Source organism: Halobaculum gomorrense, from assembly GCF_900129775.1.
GTDB lineage: Archaea > Halobacteriota > Halobacteria > Halobacteriales > Haloferacaceae > Halobaculum > Halobaculum gomorrense.
This window is the reverse complement of sequence record NZ_FQWV01000003.1, coordinates 331,977-348,021: the sequence shown is the minus strand read 5'-3', so window position 1 is coordinate 348,021 and position 16,045 is coordinate 331,977. Positions and strand designations below refer to the sequence as shown.

Sequence of the window (16,045 nt, the reverse complement as noted above, 5' to 3'; positions counted from 1 at the left end):
GAGTATCCGTTTGCTGGTCGACGACTACGAGATCAGCACGCCCTGACCGTCGAGACAACTGATTCCGCTTCAGTAACTAGCATCATCGGTCCGCACGAACGCGGACTGCCTCACCCGCGACCACCAGCGAGTGCGGTGGCCTCGGGAAGGCGTCGGAGCCAGAGCATCGCGACTGTCCCGACGAACGGTCCAACGGCCAGTGGTGCAAACGCCCACCGCCATCCGACGATATCGGCAACGATCGGTGTGACCTGGATCGACCCCACCGTGAGGAGAAAGCCGACAGCAGTCTGTAGCGTCAGGGCTGACCCGACGTACCTGTCCTCAGCGAGTTCGGAGACGGCCGCAGAGAACTGCGCGGAATCGGCGACGATGACGAACCCCCAGATCAACAGAAATGGGACGAGGACGAGCAGTGGACCGCCAAACACGAACCCGGCACCGATACAGGCTGTCCCGCTGACTATCATGCTCCCGCTCGTGACGGTCGTTCGCCCGATTCGGTCTGCGAACACACCGGCGACAACGGCGCCGATACCCCCCACTGCGATGGTTCCGAACGCGAGCAGCGCAGCGAGTGTCGGTGCCGGGTCTCCGCCGGCAGCGAAACTCGCAGCCAGATAGACGGGTATCCACGCCCAGACGGCGTATAATTCCCACATGTGACCGAAATATCCGAGGTTGGCGAGCATCGTCCCGCGGTCACCGAGCATCCGCCGAACGGCTCCGGGATCGAACGGTGCTGCCGGAGCCTGATACGGACCTGGACGCACAAAGAGAACGAGCACACCACTGACTGCTGCGAGCCCAGCCGCACCCAGTAAGACGAGCCGCGGACGGCCGACGCCACCGATCGCCCGAAGCAGATGCGGCATCGCCGACCCGATCGTGAGTGCACCGACGAGCGTGCCGATAGCGAACCCGCGTCCTTCCCGGAACCAGCCAGCCATGATTTTCATACCGGTCGGGTACACACCGGCCAGTGCGACACCGGTGAGAAACCGTAACAGAACAGCCGGGAGAAAAGACGACACGACGAGGGCAATAAGTGCAGTCGCTCCCACGCCGATGGCGGCTGAGACAGCAAACAGGTACCGCGGCGGAATCGTATCCGAGAGGGTGAGCGTCGCAGAAAGCACGGCGCCGACGACGAACCCCAGTTGCACCGCGTTCGTCAACCATGCCGTCTCAGCGCTCGAAAGATTCCAGAGCGACGCGAGTTCCGGCCCGACCGCTGATGCACTGAACCAGAGCGTCATCGCCAGCAGTTCGGCAACAGCAAGAATGAGGAGGACACGGTAGCGACTCGGTTTCGTCGGGTCCTGTTTCCGTGACTCCGTATTCATCACGGTGGTGTACTACTCAACGTGAATAAAAACTCATGAGCTGGTTCGGGTGTATTGCACACCGCAGCGAGTATTATATATTGGAGACGTCTGTCTCCACGAGAGAAGAATGACCGAGGACCGGGATAGCGATACCCCCCTGAGTGATCGTTCGGTGAATCCGTCCGCCGCCGCTGCTTCGTCCGCAAAAGAGCGGTATCGCAAGATCTTTAGATACAACAACGACGCGGTGATGGTCGTCGACCTGGAAACCGAATCCTTCGTCGATGTCAATCCCGCAGCCTGTGACCTGCTCGGCTACTCCCGCGAGGAACTTCTCTCGATGCATCCAGAGGACATCCACCCAACTGACATCGAGCGCATCCGAGAGGAGTTCATTTCTCAGGTCTCCCGGGAAGGATCTGGGTTCACCGACGATCTGATCTGTCTCACCAGAGACGGGGAGGAGCTTCCGACCGAGATCTCCGGAGCCGCACTCGACGCAGACGGAGATGGAACCGACCCGACACAGATGATCGCGATGCTCCGTGACATCTCCGACCGCGTCGAACACCGTCGAGAGCTCGAGGAGAAGATCGAACGGCTAGATCGATTCGCCAGTATCGTTTCACACGACCTGAAGAACCCGCTCTCGATCATCAAAGGCCATGTGACCCTTGCTCGGGAGAATGGCAATCCCGAACACTTCGACGCCATCGAGGACGCGGCCGATCGGATGGACGAGATGTTGTCTGAACTCTTGCAGCTTACCCGGGAAGGACACCTCGTCGGTGAGCAAACGGAAATCGAGTTGGAGCCCCTGGCGCGAAAGGTCTGGATCGACTGTGAACTCGACCCAACGACGCTCGAAATCGAGTCATCGAGGACAATTCACGCGGATCGAGACCGCCTCCACGAACTCCTTGCAAACCTCTTCGAGAACGCATACACGCACGGGGGGAAGTCCGTCACCGTCCGTGTCGGAACGCTCGACAGAGACGATAGTGATGGGTTCTACGTCGAAGATGATGGCAAAGGGATCCCAGCGGACGAGCAAGATACGGTATTCGAGTGGGGACATACGACGACCAGTGACGGAACCGGCTTCGGACTCGCTATCGTCGCCGAGATCGCTGAGGCGCACGGCTGGGAGATTACTGTCTGTGATGCCAAAGCAGGGGGAACTCGCTTCGAGATCGAACTCTCATCAGACCGATCGAGGGGGAACGGGGCGTCTCTCAGGATTTAATATATAAATACTGTGGAGGGGTGGAACAGAACGTAACGCCCGCGGCGTGATTAAGCCTGTTCTCCACGGGTCGCAAGTACATGGGCGCAAACTCGTCCCCGAACACGCCACACGGGGACATGACGTGGTACAAGGCACTTTCTCCAGATGAACTCCCAGCGGATCGAGTCAAGGCCGTAACCTGTGGCGAGACAACCGTCGCTGTCACTCATTACGATGGGGAGTACGCCGCGCTCGACAACAACTGTCCCCACCAGGGTGGCCCGCTCGGCGAGGGATCCATCGAGACAGGATACCTCCGATGTCCGTGGCACGGGTGGGACTTCGACCCATTGACGGGCGAAACGCCCGGTCCACACGACGACTGCGTCCAGACGTTCCCGGTCGAGGAACGCGACGACGGCATCTACGTCGGCTTTCCCGAAGAGGAACCCCATGAGCAGACGGTGTCGAATGTCATCGCCGAGACACTGGTCAACTGGGGGGTCCGGCAGGTCTGGGGGATCGTCGGTCACTCGAATCTCGGCCTCGCCGACGCGCTCCGCCGCGAGGCCGACCAGGGTAACCTCTCGTACTACGGCGTTCGCCACGAGGGCGCCGGCGCATTCGCCGCCTCCGCGTACGGGAAGCTCACCGGTCGGCCGGCGGCGTGTTTCTCCATCGCCGGCCCCGGCGCGACGAACATGCTCACGGGGCTGTGGGACGCCAACGTCGACGGTTCGCCGACCATCGCGCTCACGGGGCAAGTCGAGTCGCAGGTGCTCGGTACGGGCAACTTTCAGGAGGTCGACCTCGAAGCAGCCTACGGTGACGTAGCAGAGTTTGAAGCGACCGTCCTCCCCGACAGCCAGCACGCCGAACTCGCGACCCGAGCCGCCAAGACCGCGATACTCGAACGGGGCGTTTCACACCTGATCTTCCCCGACGAGATCCAGACCCAGTCCGCGGAGGGAGTCGAGCCCGGAGATCCCGAGGGGCGTATCACCGAGCGCGACATCAGCCCGCCGGAGGACGCGCTCCAAGACGCAGTGGACCTACTCGAAACCGCCGGGCGGCCAGTAATCATCGCCGGCCACGGGGCTCGCTTCGAGATGGATGGGATCGTCGACCTCGCCGAACGATTCGACTGTCCTGTGCTGACGACATTCAAAGGAAAGGGACAGATTCCCGACTCGCATCCGCTCGCGGGGGGCGTCCTTGGCCGGAGCGGGACGCCAATCGCGAGCCACTTTATGAACGAGGCGGATCTGCTGGCCGTCTTCGGGGCGAGCTTCTCAAATCACACGGGAATTGCGGAGTACAAGCCGACGATTCACGTCGACTACGACGCGATGACCCTCGGGAAGTTTCACAGTATCGACGTGCCTGTCTGGGGCGAGATCGGCGTCACCGTCAGCGAACTGCACGATCGCATCGGTGACGTTGAGGCGGAGAGTCAGCGCGAAGAACTCGCCGACCGGTGGGAGATCTGGCGCGAGGAGAAGGCGACGAGACGCGATCAGACGCCCGAGCGTGGCGTCAACTACGCCACCGCCTTCGACGCGATGACGCGGCTCGTCCCCGACGACGCCATCATCCCCGTCGACGTGGGGAACAACACCTACGCGTTCGGACGGTACTTCGAACCGGAACACCAGTCGGTACTCATGTCCGGCTATCTCGGCTCGATCGGATTCGCGTTCCCGGCCGCACTCGGTGCGTGGGCGGCCACGCAGGAACCCGAATCGCCGTTCGCCGGTCGGAAGGTAGTCTCGGTCTCCAGCGACGGGGGCTTCGGCCAGTATATGAGCGAGTTCACGACCGCCGTCAAATACGACATGGACATCACGCACGTCCTCTTGAACGACGACGAACTCGGGAAGATCAGCAAGGAGCAGCGAACGGGCGGCTGGGACGTCTGGCAGACCGATCTTGTCAATCCTGAGTTCGCTACATTCGCCGAGAACTGTGGCGGTCACGGTGTCTTCGTCGACGACGCCGACGCACTCGACGACGCTCTCGAAGCTGCAATCGCGTACGACGGCCCCGCCCTCGTCGAAATCAGCACCGACTCCGACCCGGTGTGAACATCCCCGAGACGACAGTCCAACAATGACACTCACTACATCGATTTCCAGTCAGCAGTCGGCGAGTCGTATCGAGCGTCGGTCTACTACCCAGGCAGGGAGGTACTCGACATGAGTCGCTCTGATGAGGAGATGGCCGAACAGGTCGCCGTCTGGAGCGATCTCCCTGATCGTGAGCCCATACACGCCCGGGTTGATGGCATCGATCTTGTTGTCATCCGATACGACGACGAGGTATCGGTACTGTATGGACGATGTCTCCACCGCGGTGTGCTCCTCGGAGACGGCCACGTCGAGGGTGACAACCTCATCTGTGGCGTCCACGGCTGGGACTATCGAGTCGACACCGGCATCAGCGAGTACGACAACTCGGAGGTGTTAGAAACGTTCCCTGCGTGGGTCGACAAAGACGAAGATGCCGTCTACGTCGACGCAGCCGAAGTAGCTGCCTGGGCGGCAGACAATCCCCAGCCCTATGACAACCCCGAGCCCGGGGATAGCAGCGACAGGCCGATGCAAGGATCCGCCGACGACATCGATGGCGGCTCGGTCGATCCCGAATTCTACGGCGAGCCCGACCACGAGAAAGAACCGTACTCCCATTACATCCAGTCCCTAGCTCAAAAGGGGCCCGAGGGAATCGGCGAGCACGGTAACATCTCCGCGATGGGCGTTCCACGCACGGAGCTGCCGTCGTGGGACGACCTGCAGATCCTGACGGCCCAGCTCGCGCGAACACCGCTCGACGACGAGGCGGCCGTCGATACGGAACTGGTGATCGGTCCGAACGCGGAGAATCCGCTCCAACTGGACATCCCGATATTCGTGAGCGACATGAGCTTCGGCGCGCTCAGCGAGGAGGCGAAGATCGCGATCTCGAAAGGAGCAGATCAGGCCGGTACGGGCATCTGCTCCGGCGAGGGCGGGATGCTCCCCGAAGAACAGGAGGTCAACTCCCGGTACTTCTACGAGTATGCGACGGGGAAGTTCGGCTGGGACATCGACCTTGTCGAGCGGGTCCAGGCGTTCCACTTCAAGGCCGGCCAGGGTGCGAAGACGGGGACCGGTGGCCACCTCCCGGGCGAGAAGGTACAGGGGCGAATCGCCGAGGTTCGTGACCTCGAACCGGGAACGGACGCCGTGAGCCCCGCGAGGTTCGACGACCTGCGCACTCCTGAGGACTTCGCCGAGATGGCCGACCATGTCCGCGACGTGGGGGGCGGCATCCCGGTCGGATTCAAACTCTCCGCCCAGCACGTCGAGGAGGACATCGACTTCGCGCTGGAGGCCGGTGCGGACTATCTCATCCTCGACGGTCGGGGCGGGGGCACCGGCGCCGCCCCGGAGGTGTTCAAGGACAACATCTCAGTGCCGACGATGGCGGCGCTCGCACGTGCTCGCCGCCACCTGGATTCGCGTGACCGCTCGGACGTGACGCTCATCGCGACGGGCGGCCTCCGGACGGAGTCGAATTTCATCAAGGCGATGGCGCTCGGCGCCGACGGCGTCGCAGTCGCGAACTCCGCGATGCAAGCGATCGGCTGTCTCGGGATGCGAGCCTGTGACTCGAACAACTGTCCCGTCGGGATCGCCACCCAGCGAGAGGATCTCAGGAACCGACTCGTCATCGATTCGGCGGCCGACGGACTCCAGAACTTCTTCGAGGCGACAGTCGAACTGATGAAGGTGATGGCCCGCGCTTGTGGACACGACGGCCTCTCCGGGTTCGATCGCCGTGACCTGACGACCTGGAAAAAGGACATCGCCGACCTGACCGGCGTCGACTATGCGGGAGTCACGGAACCGTGAGGATGACACCCCAACAGTTGAATTCCCGTGGGATACAGAGACAACATAATGCGAGTCCATGGCCGTCCAGCGATCCTGCGGGTGCCGCTGGCGGCGCTCGACCAACTATCGGGTCGGGCCCTATTCGGCGGAGTGGCCTTGCTGATGGCACCCTCCGGAGAGACTGTCGGCCTCTCGTCGGCTCCATTCGACGGGACGCCGTTCGAGAACGTTCTCGTTCCGGGCTTCATCCTCTTCGTCGTGTTCGGACTCGTCCCGGCAGTCGTGGGCTACGCGCTCTATACGCGACGCCGGTGGGGATGGACCGCGAGCGTCGGCGTCGCCGCCGCGATGCTGGTGTGGGTACTCGTGGAGGAGACCATCGGCTTCGATCGGCCGACGCTGTCTCTGAACCTCGCCACCGCCGCAGCGATCGCAGTGCTTGCCGTGCACCCAGCAGTCCGCCACAACATGCCGGACACCAAGCGGTCGTGAGAGACGAAATCCCGCCGAAAGTGGACGAAGTCAGTACCGGTGGAATGCGGGACGAGAACTGAACCAGCCAACTACTCCCCCCAATATGAACACGTCTGACTTGCCGACGACCGTTGCCGAGTACTTCACCGACAACCGGAGTGACCTGTTCGAGTTCACCGAGACGCTCGTCGGGCACGATACCCAGAACCCACCGGGACAGACCTCCGAAATCGTCGAGTGGCTCGAAGCGGTGCTCGACGAGCCATCGCTGGCAGTCGAACGCTGCGAGGTCGATCCGGACAAACCGAACCTCGTCGCCACGCTCCCCGGCCGGACCGACCACACGCTGTGTTTCAACGGTCACTTGGACACCGTTCCGTTCGACGAGGGCGATTGGTCGTACGATCCCCTGGGGGAGCGGGACGGCGAGCGCATCTACGGACGCGGGACGACCGACATGAAGGGGGCCGTCGCCGCGATGGTACAGGTCGCACTCGCGTACGCTCACACCGAAACCGAGCCGCCGGTGACGCTCCAGTTTGCGTTCGTGAGCGACGAAGAGACAGGTGGGGATGCCGGGCTCACGACACTCCTGGAGACGACGGAGTTCGATCCCGACGCCTGTGTCGTGGGCGAAACTACCTCCCGGAACGGACGATACTCCGTCTCGGTGGCCGATCGCGGGAACATCTGGCTGACGCTCGAAGCGTCCGGGACGGCTGCCCACGGCTCGCGGCCGATGATCGGGGAGAACGCGATCGATCGCCTGACCGCGGCAGTCGAGCAGTTGCGGAGCGAGTTCGGGCAGCGAGAGCTCTCGGTCGATTCAGCGATGGACGAGATCATCGAGGAGTCCGTCGACTTCTACGAACCGGAGGCCGGAGCCGAGGCCACCCGCACCCTGTACCGGTACCCGACGATCAACCTCGGCGTCATCGAGGGCGGAACGGCAATAAACACGGTGCCGGCCTCGGCGTGTGCGAGAGTCGACATCCGTCTGACCGCTGGCGTCGACACCAGAGACGCGCTCGGCGGGATCCGGAACTGCTTGACCGGGATGGACGGCATCGAGATCACCGATATCTCGTGGACCCGTGGGTCGTACGAGCCGCTCGGGAGCGCACTCGTCGAAGCGAGCGCGCGGGCGGCCGATCACGTCGTCGACGACCAGGTCTACCGGCGGAGCGCGACCGGTGGCGGCGACGCCAAGGTGCTTCGACACGAGGGGATTCCGACCGCCGAGTTCGGCTTCGGAACGCAGACGGCACACGGCACCGACGAGTACACGACGACCGAGGCGCTGGTTCGAAACGCCATCAGCTACGGGACACTCCCAGTCCTCTACGAGCAGCTCACGGGCGGTGACGAATGATCGCAGCCATCGGAGAATCGACAGTCGCACTGATGGCGATTGTCATTCTGGTCGCCGGGACGACGAACGGACTCGCCGGCTTCGGGTTCGCGCTCGTTGGGACGATGGCGCTCGCAACGGTAATCGATCCGGCAACAGCGGTCGTCTTCATGATCATCCCCATTCTCGCGGTGAACCTCTCGCTGGTCCGCGATCTCTCTCGGGACGAGCTTCGAACCTGTAGTCGACGGTTTGCCCCACTCATCGGTGCAGCGCTGGTCGGCACGGTTGTCGGAATGGCCGTCCTCAGTAGTATTCCGACCGCCCCACTGCGTGTCGGCCTCGGGCTACTCACCCTCGGCTTCGTCGCGACCGCCCAGCGATGGATCCCGCTCCCGGAGTGGTCAGAAGGTAGGATCGGCGCATTCGCGCGAAGCCGGGTCGGGATGCTCGGTGTCGGAGCCGTCTCTGGACTGCTGTTCGGCGGGACGAACGTCGGCGTCCAGCTCATCGCGTATCTTCGGAGCTTCGACCTCTCCCACGGACTGTTCGTCGGGGTCGTCGCGCTCGTTTTTCTAGGACTCAACGGGATACGCGTCGGAGTGGCGGGGATGTTCGGACTGTATCCGAGTCGGACACTCCTGCTCGCGTCCGTCGTCGCCGCCGTCCCAGCCGCGATCGGAGTCGCTGTCGGGAAACGCCTCAGAGCGACTGCCAGCGAGCGGTCTCGCAGACTCGTCGTCTTCGGCCTCCTCACGGCCGTTGGGTTCCGCCTGGTCGGTGGTGGGTTGGGGCTGGTCTAGCCGAGATATCGGTACGGTAGCCGCCAGTGATTCCAGCGAATGGCAGAAGGACACGGAACCAGTTCATCGGACGATCGAACGTGCGGTCACCAACCGGCCACCCGAGGGGTCACTCGGCCGCTGAGGCCCACTCCAACAGCGGTTCGAGGCGAGTTCGAACCTCGTCCCCGTCGTCGGTCAGTGAGTACTCCACCCGGGGCGGAATTTCATTATACTGGGTTCGATCGATCAGTCCGGCGTCCTCGAACTCGTCGAGCCGTTTGGAGATGGTCGAGGTGCTCGCTGTCGAGAGGTGCGCTTCGATCTCCGCGAACCGAAGCGAGTCGTGCGCCCCGATGATGCTGACGAGCTGCATCGCGTATTTCCGGCTCAGTGTGTCGATGACACCCGTGAGCGGACAGTAGCACATTCCGTCGATATCGCACACAGGCGCGTCTGCGGTAGTATCTGCCATAGCTTTGTGGCCTCGAACGTACTCCATAGCTTTGGACTCTGAAGTATAAGACCTTCCCGTCAGAACGAATAGCCACGAATGACCAGCACGGCAGACTACGATCTCGTGATTCTCGGCGGCGGGGCCGCTGCCTTCGCCGCGATCACTGAAGCGAGTCGTCAGGATCTCTCGACGGCGATGGTGAACACCGGCCTGCCACTTGGCGGAACCTGCGTGAACGTGGGCTGTGTCCCAAGTAAGCATCTGCTCGCGGTGGGCGACCAGGCAGCCACGCCGCAGGAGAATCCGTTCGAAGCGGTCCAGTACAGCGACGGCGAACCGACCGTCGACTGGGCGGCCGCACTCGACGGCACCGACGACCTCGTGGAAGGATTCCGCCAGGAGAACTACGTCGACGTCGCCGAGCACTTCGAGACCGACATCTACGAGGGCTACGGCCGGCTGATCGAGGACTCGACCATCGAGGTCGTCGACGGCGCCGACGAGGGCGCACGCATCAGTGGGGGGAAAGCGCTCGTCGCGACCGGGAGTTCGCCTTGGGCACCCGCCATCGGCGGTCTCGACGGGGTCGACTACTACACGAGTGAGACGATCTTGGAGGAGCGCGACCTCCCCGAGAGCATCGTGATGCTCGGCGGCGGCTACATCGCGCTGGAGTGGGGCCAGATCCTCCACTGCGTCGGCGTCGACGTGACCATCCTCCAGCGCTCCGAGCGTGTCCTCTCCGGGATGGACGGCCAGCTCGGGCGTGAGATGCAGCGCGCGTTCGAGGCGGAAGGCATCGAGGTGATCACCGGCAACGACTTCCAGCGCGTCCGCACGCCAGCAGCCGACGGTGGGGCCGAAACAGTCCAGTCGGGCGTCGCCGTCGAGACAGTCGTCGACGGCACCGAGCGGACAGTCTCCGGGGACGCGCTGTTCGTCGCGACCGGCGTCCAGCCGAATAGCGAGGGTATCGGTCTCGAATCAGTCGGGATTGAGACGAACCCAGACGGCACGATTCACGTCGACGAGCACTTCCAGACGACGAACCCGACCATCTACGCGGCGGGTGACGTGATCGGCGAGCCCGAACTCGAGACGGTCGCCGCTAAGGAGGGTAACCACGCCATCAAGAACGCTTTCGGCGACGAGGGCGTCAGCATCAACTACGACACAGTTCCCGCAGTCGTCTTCACCAGTCCCGAGGTCGCTGCTGTCGGCACGACCGAACTCGAATACATGGACGAGCACGGCACCTGTTCGTGCCGGACTGTCCAGATGGAGGACGTCCCGCGGGCGAAGGCCGTCAAGAACACGGATGGGCTGGTTCAGGTCGTCAAACACCACGAGACCGATGAGATTGTCGGTGTCCACATGGTCGGGCCCCGTGCCGCCGATATGATCATGGAAGCGACGCTGGCAGTGAAGTTCGGGCTGACAGTCGACGATATTATCGACACCGTCCACCCGTTTCCCACGTTCAGCGAGGCGTTCAAACAGGCGTGTCAGGCGTTCCGTCGAGATACCTCCACCATGAGCTGCTGTATCGAGTGAGCGCTCGACGGTAGTCGAGAGCGCCTCATCGAGCGTCCCGTTCTCGCATCGCTCGATGAGGGTCCGATTCGAGATTCGCGAACGAGGGAACACACGGAGGGTGACGCGGGAGGCGAGGGGGACGACGGCCGATCGGTTAGTCGAACGAATATCACTCCGACTTGATCTCCCCTCCGTGATCCACTTCGGGAGCGAACCACCTCGAAGAGGGCCACCAAACGCTGAACCGAGTCCGAAGCCAGCCACTACTGGATGCGACGGCAATCCCGTATCCATTCCTGGGGAGTGTCGACTCAGTATCATCCTGAGCGCTCTGGCAGTAATTTATTGGGCGCTCTGAATCTGAGTATTCGTTACTAATATTACTTAGTGGTGCATCCGGTCGGGTACACGTGGACCGAACACTGTCGACGTATCTGGTCTCTCAGGCGGACCGAAGTAACGGACGAGGGACGGCCACTGTCGTCCGTGAGGCGATCGCGGGCGGGATCGACGCCGTCCAACTGCGTGAGAAACACGCGAGTGCGATCGACCGGTACGAGTTGGGGCAAAACCTCTACGAGCTGACGAACGAGGCCGATATCCCGCTGATCGTCAACGACCGCGTCGATCTTGCTGTCGCACTCGACGCCGACGGCATCCATCTCGGCGACGGCGACCTCCCGATCCAGGTCGCTCGTGAGCAGCTCGGAGAGGACACGATCGTCGGTCGATCCGTGGCGACCCCGGAAGCCGCCCGGATGGCAGAGGCGGCCGGCGCCGACTACCTCGGCGTCGGCGCTGTGTTCGCCACTGGAACCAAGGACACGCGTCCGTCGGAATCAGCGATCGGCGTCGACACCGTGGCGGCCGTCGCAGACGTAGTGTCGATCCCGGTCGTCGCCATCGGTGGGATCACGAGCGAAAACGCCGGGCGCGTCGCCGCAGCCGGTGCCGACGGCGTCGCAGTCGTGACGACGATCACCGAGGCCGACGACCCCGCAGCGGCGACCCGAGAGTTGCACGAAGCTGTCGAAGCGGGTCACGAGGGTGCCACACAATGACCGACGACGGATCTCTATCGGCACCCGATTCGGGCTCAGTTGCCCCTGGGATAGTCACCCTCAGCAAGGCACGCGCTGCGGTGCGGGAGACGACGCCGCTGGTGAACGCGGTGACGAACGAGGTGACGGTGAACGACGTGGCGAACGTCACGCTCCACTGGGGAGGACTGCCGGTAATGTCAGACGACGACCGAGAGGTCGCCGACATGGTCGCAAGCGCACAGGGGCTGTTGCTCAACATGGGCACGGTGAGCGAGATGGGAGAGGCGACGATGCTGACCGCCGGAGCGGCCGCCGCCGACCACGGCGTCCCCGCCGTTGTCGACCCCGTCGGTGCCGGAGCGACCCCGACGCGTTCGCGCGTCGCCGAGCGCCTCGTGACGGAACTGAACCCGGCGATCGTGAGTGGCAACTACGGCGAGGTCGCCGCGCTCGTCGGCGACGACGCCGAGGTTCGGGGCGTCGAATCGGTCGGTGAACACACCGACATCGCCGAGACGGCGGTCGCCTGCGCCCGCGAGACCGACGCGGTCGTCGTCGCCAGCGGCGAGACGGACGTGGTCGCGACTGGGGAACGGGCGTTCGAGGTTCGGTCGGGTGACCAACTGATGGGACGAGTCGTCGGCACAGGCTGTATGTTGGGCGCCACACTCGCGACGTTCGCGGCCGCCATCGACGATCCGCTGGAGGCGTCGCTCGCCGGCACGCTGGCGTACGGGCTCGCGGGCGAGGCGGCAGCCGCCGGGGAGTTTGGCGAGTACCACGGCCCCGCGAGTTACCTGACGGCGTTCCACGACGCCGTCGCGGGGCACGAACCGACGACCGATCCTGCCGAACGCATCCGTGAGGTGGTGGCGTGACGGGCGTCGTCGTCACCGGTGGTACGGGCGGCATCGGCCGGGCAGTCGTCGAACGGTACGACGGTGTCGACGTGGTGTGTTCGTACCACAAAGATAATGAGGGCGCTCAAGCGCTCGTCGACGCGACAGACTCCGAGGCGGGACGGACCGTCGCCGTGGAGTTGGACGTGACCGATCCAGACTCGATCGAGCGGTTCGCCGAGGAGGCCGAGGCGGCGCTAGACAGCGTCGATGTCGTAGTTCACACGGTCGGCATCGTCGAGCCCGCGCTGCTCGAGGAGTCGACCGACGACCAGTTCGGCCGCGTCCTCGAGACGAACCTCACCGGCACTGCCCGCGTCGCCCGCGCGTTCCTCCCGGCACTTCGCGAGTCGGCCGGATCGCTGGTCGTGCTGTCGAGCGTTGGCGGGACCGCCGGCACGGTCGACACCAGCTACGCGGCGAGCAAGGCAGGGTTGCACGGCTTCGTTCGAGCCCTCGCACGCGAGGTCGGTCCGGACGGCGTCCGCGTGAACGCGCTCGCGCCCGGCCCGGTCGACACGTCGATGAACGACGCCATCGTCGAGCACCTCGAAGCCACGGGCTTCCTGGGACACGAGAACGTCGATACCCACCTGCCGGAGTACAGCTGTTCGCCGGAGGAGGTGGCCCGCTCGGTCGCGTATCTCGTCGACAGCGAGTTCACCCACGGTGAGGTCCACAGCGTGAACGGAGGGATGCACTTCCGATGACGGGGGTCGACCCAGTCTCGCGTGAGGTTCCGTACGCGCTGGCGATCGCCTCCAGCGACTCCAGTGGGGGAGCCGGTGTCCAAGCCGATCTCAAGACGATGGCCCGACTCGGCGTGTACGGCGGCTCCGTCGTCGTCGCGACGACGGCACAGAACACGACGGGCGTCCGCTCGACGCACCTCCTCCCGACCGACGAGGTGCGGGCACAGTACGATGCAGTCGTTGACGACGTGGCCGTCGGCGCGGTCAAAACTGGGATGCTCGCGACGGTCGAGGGCGTTCGGACGGTGCACGACTGCCTTCGCTCGTTCGACGGCCCGGTCGTCGTCGACCCGGTGATGGTGGCGACCAGCGGTGATCGCCTGCTCGAGGCCGAGGCGGTCGACGCCTACCGCGACCTGTTCGCAGAGGCGACGCTCGTGACTCCGAACGCTGACGAGACGGCCGAGCTCGTCGGCGAGCGTCCGAGCTCGAGCGCCGCACGCGAACGCGCCGCCGACCGCTTTTTCGACTGGGGCGCTGATGCGGTGCTGTTCAAGGGCGGCCATGTCAACGACGACTCCGCCACTGTCACGGACGTGCTCATCTCCGACGGTGAGGGCGGTCCGACCGCCGTCGACGCCGAACGCATCGCCACCGACGCGACGCACGGCTCCGGGTGTACGCTCTCGAGCGCGGTCGCCGCCGAACTCGCGAGGGGAGCGTCGCTGTCGGCGGCCGTGGAGCGAGGGATCGAGTTCGTCCGAGCGGGCCTCCGTGAACCCGCACGTGTCGGTGAACACGGGAGCGTCAACCACCTCGCGTGGAGTGAGCCCCGGGAGTGAACAGCGCGACCGGATACCCGCAGAGCCGCGGTCAGACGGTCGAAGTCGCATATCACCCGCCGCGCGCTCGGCACGGAAATTTTACAAGCCCACTTGTTCTTGGGCAAGTTGGATTGAGTATGCCAGCAACAAACGCGGTACACGAGCGGTGGAGCCTCGCCAAAGACGAACTCACGGCCGCACAGGCTGCTGCGGTGATACTGACGGCAGGAGCGCTGGGATTCGCGCTGCTGTTGATTCAGGAGCCGACCGCCCACGAGGCGATGCACTCCTTCCGCCACGCAGCGGGAATCGTCTGCCACTGAGATGATCGTCGAGTACCTGGTCCGGGGTGTCAAGGCGGGAGTCGTCGCGGGTCTCATCTTCGGCCTCCTCCTCGCGCTCGTGGCGAACCCGGTTCTCGGGTACGCTGAGGGGATCGGACACGAGAGCGGAACCCACGACCACGAGCAGTCGACGGGGATTCAGCACGACTCGCTGGTGTCCATTTTCAACGGGATCAGTGTCGTCTCGGGAGTGCTGTGGGGGATACTGCTCGGCGCTGTCGGGTTCGGGGTCGCGTTCTTTTTTCTCGAACCCATCGTTCCCGGTTCCGGACCGGTCAAGAGCTACGTGTTCGCAACGGCTGGATTCCTCACGACATCCGCCGCACCGTGGCTCGCCGTCCCCCCCGCACCGCCGGGAACTACCCACTCGCTGGGTGTCCAACTGCGACTCCTCGTGTACGGCGGGATGATGATCGCCGGAGCAGTCGCGGTGGTCGCGAGTATGCTGCTGTACGGGCGGCTTCAGGCGCGTCCAGACTTCCCGACCCCGTTCGCCGTCGTCGGCGGACTGGTACCAGTAGCGGCGCTTCCGGTGGTGGCGGCCGTGCTGCCGACTGACCGAACGACAGTCACAGTACCGGCGACGCTCGCGGATGGCGTGGTCGGACTGACGATCTTCGGACAGGTGCTGTTGTGGCTGACACTGGCCGTGGGTCACGCTCGACTCACTGGTGAACGCGCACGTGATCACGCGACTGGAGGCGTCGGACAGGTCAGCCACGGCGCTGGAGGCGACTGATGCGCGAGCGCACCTCAGACGTGTACGAGAACGGGTTCACCGACCACGTGCTCGTCTGCACGAACGCCCGCGACTCCGAGTACGCCGCCTGCGCGGAGGCACACGGCGACGCGGTTCTGGAAACCGTCACGTCGTGGCTCCGCGACCGCGGTGTGTTCTGGTCGCGGGTGCACGTCGCGGAGACGAGCTGTCTGGGGCTGTGTAGCGCAGACGGCACCGCGGTGGCGATCCACCCGCGCGGACGCTGGTACTCTGACGTTACTCCAGAAGACGTCCCACCGCTCTTGGCGGAGGAGTTCGGCACCGACGCGTCACGACTCGGCATCGAATCGACGACAAGTGAGGTGGAGCCACGATAGGAACACCCCGAGCTCGGGGAGTCGCCACATCGAGCAGCGGCGGCGCTGTCCGCACGTTAAACAATCACACTTGAATTAGAACAATCCAAATTGTTATATGCCGCCGTTCGTCTT

General features: G+C 64.1%; 16 protein-coding genes and 1 pseudogene. 15 read left to right on the top strand and 2 right to left on the bottom strand.

Annotation, left to right across the window (positions count from 1 at the left end; genetic code table 11):
• Positions 1–110: 110 nt before the first annotated feature.
• Positions 111–1,346, bottom strand: a complete 1,236-nt coding sequence (locus tag BUE16_RS07850; protein WP_073308284.1) for an MFS transporter — start codon at positions 1,344–1,346, stop codon at positions 111–113.
• A 109-nt stretch (positions 1,347–1,455) separates the two neighbouring features.
• Between BUE16_RS07850 and BUE16_RS07845 the strand changes: the two genes are divergently transcribed.
• The 7 genes and pseudogenes from BUE16_RS07845 (at position 1,456) to BUE16_RS07820 (ending at position 9,059) form a co-directional block, all read left to right on the top strand.
• Positions 1,456–2,574 carry a two-component system sensor histidine kinase NtrB gene (locus BUE16_RS07845; RefSeq protein ID WP_079991549.1) on the top strand — a complete coding sequence of 373 codons (1,119 nt, stop codon included), beginning with the start codon at positions 1,456–1,458 and terminating at the stop codon, positions 2,572–2,574.
• Between the two features lie 80 nt (positions 2,575–2,654).
• Entirely contained in the window at positions 2,655–4,640 is a 1,986-nt protein-coding gene (locus tag BUE16_RS07840; RefSeq protein ID WP_073308282.1) for a thiamine pyrophosphate-binding protein, read from the top strand.
• Positions 4,641–4,751: 111 nt separating this feature from the next.
• Positions 4,752–4,952, top strand: a pseudogene (locus BUE16_RS17180) (Rieske (2Fe-2S) protein); the annotation flags it as partial.
• Positions 4,953–5,153: 201 nt separating this feature from the next.
• Complete coding sequence (locus BUE16_RS07835) at positions 5,154–6,449, top strand: FMN-binding glutamate synthase family protein (protein ID WP_234972366.1); 1,296 nt, start codon at positions 5,154–5,156, stop codon at positions 6,447–6,449.
• Between the two features lie 144 nt (positions 6,450–6,593).
• Complete coding sequence (locus BUE16_RS07830) at positions 6,594–6,923, top strand: hypothetical protein (RefSeq protein WP_073308278.1); 330 nt, start codon at positions 6,594–6,596, stop codon at positions 6,921–6,923.
• A gap of 85 nt (positions 6,924–7,008) precedes the next feature.
• A complete protein-coding gene (locus BUE16_RS07825) occupies positions 7,009–8,277 on the top strand; it encodes a M20 family metallopeptidase (RefSeq protein WP_073308277.1) in 1,269 nt (422 codons plus the stop codon).
• Positions 8,274–9,059 (top strand): sulfite exporter TauE/SafE family protein, encoded by a 786-nt coding sequence (locus BUE16_RS07820; RefSeq protein WP_073308276.1) that lies wholly within the window; start codon positions 8,274–8,276, stop codon positions 9,057–9,059. Before BUE16_RS07825 ends, BUE16_RS07820 begins: the two co-directional genes overlap by 4 nt.
• A gap of 109 nt (positions 9,060–9,168) precedes the next feature.
• Here BUE16_RS07820 and BUE16_RS07815 read toward each other — a convergent pair whose 3' ends face one another.
• Positions 9,169–9,513, bottom strand: coding sequence for a winged helix-turn-helix transcriptional regulator (locus BUE16_RS07815; protein WP_073308275.1), 345 nt, complete (start codon positions 9,511–9,513; stop codon positions 9,169–9,171).
• Positions 9,514–9,591: 78 nt separating this feature from the next.
• Between BUE16_RS07815 and merA the strand changes: the two genes are divergently transcribed.
• From merA to BUE16_RS07775, 8 genes are all read left to right on the top strand, one after another.
• Entirely contained in the window at positions 9,592–11,049 is a 1,458-nt protein-coding gene (gene merA, locus BUE16_RS07810; RefSeq protein ID WP_073308274.1) for a mercury(II) reductase, read from the top strand.
• 404 nt (positions 11,050–11,453) lie between these two features.
• Positions 11,454–12,092 carry a thiamine phosphate synthase gene (gene thiE, locus BUE16_RS07805; RefSeq protein ID WP_200778404.1) on the top strand — a complete coding sequence of 213 codons (639 nt, stop codon included), beginning with the start codon at positions 11,454–11,456 and terminating at the stop codon, positions 12,090–12,092.
• Positions 12,089–12,952 (top strand): hydroxyethylthiazole kinase, encoded by an 864-nt coding sequence (gene thiM, locus BUE16_RS07800; protein WP_073308272.1) that lies wholly within the window; start codon positions 12,089–12,091, stop codon positions 12,950–12,952. The genes thiE and thiM overlap by 4 nt, the downstream gene beginning before the upstream one ends.
• On the top strand, positions 12,949–13,683 hold the full coding sequence (locus BUE16_RS07795) for an SDR family NAD(P)-dependent oxidoreductase (RefSeq protein ID WP_073308270.1): 735 nt from the start codon (positions 12,949–12,951) through the stop codon (positions 13,681–13,683). Before thiM ends, BUE16_RS07795 begins: the two co-directional genes overlap by 4 nt.
• Positions 13,680–14,507 carry a bifunctional hydroxymethylpyrimidine kinase/phosphomethylpyrimidine kinase gene (thiD, locus tag BUE16_RS07790; protein WP_073308269.1) on the top strand — a complete coding sequence of 276 codons (828 nt, stop codon included), beginning with the start codon at positions 13,680–13,682 and terminating at the stop codon, positions 14,505–14,507. The genes BUE16_RS07795 and thiD overlap by 4 nt, the downstream gene beginning before the upstream one ends.
• Positions 14,508–14,626: 119 nt before the next feature.
• The gene (locus tag BUE16_RS07785) at positions 14,627–14,812 is read left to right on the top strand and encodes a CbtB domain-containing protein (protein WP_073308267.1); all 186 of its coding nucleotides are present in this window, start codon (positions 14,627–14,629) and stop codon (positions 14,810–14,812) included.
• 1 nt (position 14,813) lies between these two features.
• Positions 14,814–15,572 (top strand): CbtA family protein, encoded by a 759-nt coding sequence (locus BUE16_RS07780; protein ID WP_073308265.1) that lies wholly within the window; start codon positions 14,814–14,816, stop codon positions 15,570–15,572.
• Positions 15,572–15,931, top strand: coding sequence for a (2Fe-2S) ferredoxin domain-containing protein (locus tag BUE16_RS07775; protein WP_073308263.1), 360 nt, complete (start codon positions 15,572–15,574; stop codon positions 15,929–15,931). Before BUE16_RS07780 ends, BUE16_RS07775 begins: the two co-directional genes overlap by 1 nt.
• Positions 15,932–16,045: the final 114 nt, after the last annotated feature.